The sequence below is a fragment of the Streptococcus vulneris genome (genome assembly GCF_019218685.1).
GTDB lineage: Bacteria > Bacillota > Bacilli > Lactobacillales > Streptococcaceae > Streptococcus > Streptococcus vulneris.
In genome coordinates this window covers 1-1,470 of sequence record NZ_JAHUZC010000026.1, presented here as the reverse complement: position 1 = coordinate 1,470, position 1,470 = coordinate 1, and the positions used below count along the sequence as shown (strand labels likewise).

At 38.1% G+C, this 1,470-nt stretch carries 3 protein-coding genes; all 3 read left to right on the top strand.

Features of this window, described 5'->3' with window-relative positions:
* The coding region (locus tag KUA57_RS09430; RefSeq protein ID WP_218494152.1) for a hypothetical protein at positions 1-198 on the top strand (198 nt) is incomplete at its 5' end.
* A gap of 9 nt (positions 199-207) precedes the next feature.
* Positions 208-693, top strand: a complete 486-nt coding sequence (locus KUA57_RS09425) for a hypothetical protein (RefSeq protein ID WP_125448219.1) — start codon at positions 208-210, stop codon at positions 691-693.
* Positions 694-814: 121 nt separating this feature from the next.
* Positions 815-1,470 (top strand): LXG domain-containing protein (locus tag KUA57_RS09420; protein ID WP_218494151.1); only part of this gene is annotated, 656 nt, incomplete at its 3' end.

The window sequence follows — 1,470 nt, the reverse complement described above, 5'->3', positions numbered from 1 at the left end:
GAACTTGATAATGCAAGTTATCCTTTTACAGGTCGAGGTTTTACAGGTTCTAAGAATATCATATTACCGGAGTATAAGTTAATGGAAGAACGAAATTTTATGGATGGAGATTTAATAACAATTTTTGAAAGCAAAAGCGGAAATCCTATAAGACAATATAAATATATAGAAAATAAAGGTTGGAAACTAATAAAATAGGAGTGAATAATGATTGCAATTTACCGGGGCAAAAAATATAATGTATCAAAAGGTCTTAGTAATAATGATTGGATTGTTCTAACTAGTGACACAAAAGATGGAGGGTTTAGCAATTATATAGATTCTTGGGGAGAGGAATTTGATGATTTCTTTTCTAAAAAAGTCAAGATGGAGGAGCTAGACTATCTGTACAGTATTCATTATGAAATTCAATATAAGGGACATTCTTTTTATGTTAGTAGCGGGATGATTCGAAGGAATATTGAGAAAGATTGGTTTGAAATAAAACCAAGCGTCAACCAAAATCAAATAAAGGATGAGTTGGGATTCAAGCAGATAAATAAGTTAGAATGGGCAAAAGAGATTAGCCGAAAAGACATTGAAGTCTTAAAAATAATCGAAACACCTTTAGGAATCTTTAAAGATCAGGGAGTTAAAGTAAAAAGTTTAGAAGGCCAAGCCATTGATAACTTTTTAAATTCTATTGAAAAGTAATTTTTTGATGCTTTATCGCCATTAAAATAGCTTGTAAGGAACTTGTTTATTCACTTTTAGTTATAGGCAAGTTCCTGTTTTTACATTAAGTGAGAATCTCCAAGGTCAGGCCATCTCGAGTATGCGCCGTTACCTAGTAGAGGTGCATGGGACTCTTCTTCAGACTCTGGTCAACCTGATGAATGACTACTCAACTAACCTCCTGCTGTACAAGGATGGTTACTACCAGATTGATGGTGATCTTCATACAAAGCTTCCAAGTAAGGTATTTACAAACCTTCATAGTGCTTTAAAGAGCTCACGGGACGATTTGAAGAGTGAGATTGAGGTCTTGAACACGACCAAGGACAAGATTTCAGACTTGGTGAGCTACGAAGGAAGCAGTCATACCAGTACAGTCATGAACTATAACTTCCTCATGAACCAGCTCAAGAACTTGGATACCTCCATCACTCAGTACGAGAGTAACCATGCGAGTCAAGATTTGGTCGCCTTTAAGGAACTTCTAGCTGCGACCAAGGCCTTGATAACAGAACATGCAGGTAAGACACGAACTGTAGGGACTTATCAGTCAGGAGATTTTGCCAAACTCAAGTCTGTTCAACGCTTTGCGATAGCCTACAAACAGGCGACCCAGCAGATGGAGAGTCGCGTTGAGCGTGTACAAGCAGCTCAGGAGCGAGACAAGGTCCGTTTTGAAGCCTTGGCTCGATCAGATAAGGGTTGGAAAGACATGGCTGTTAGCGCATTGACTATCATTGTCGGAGTGACAGCCAT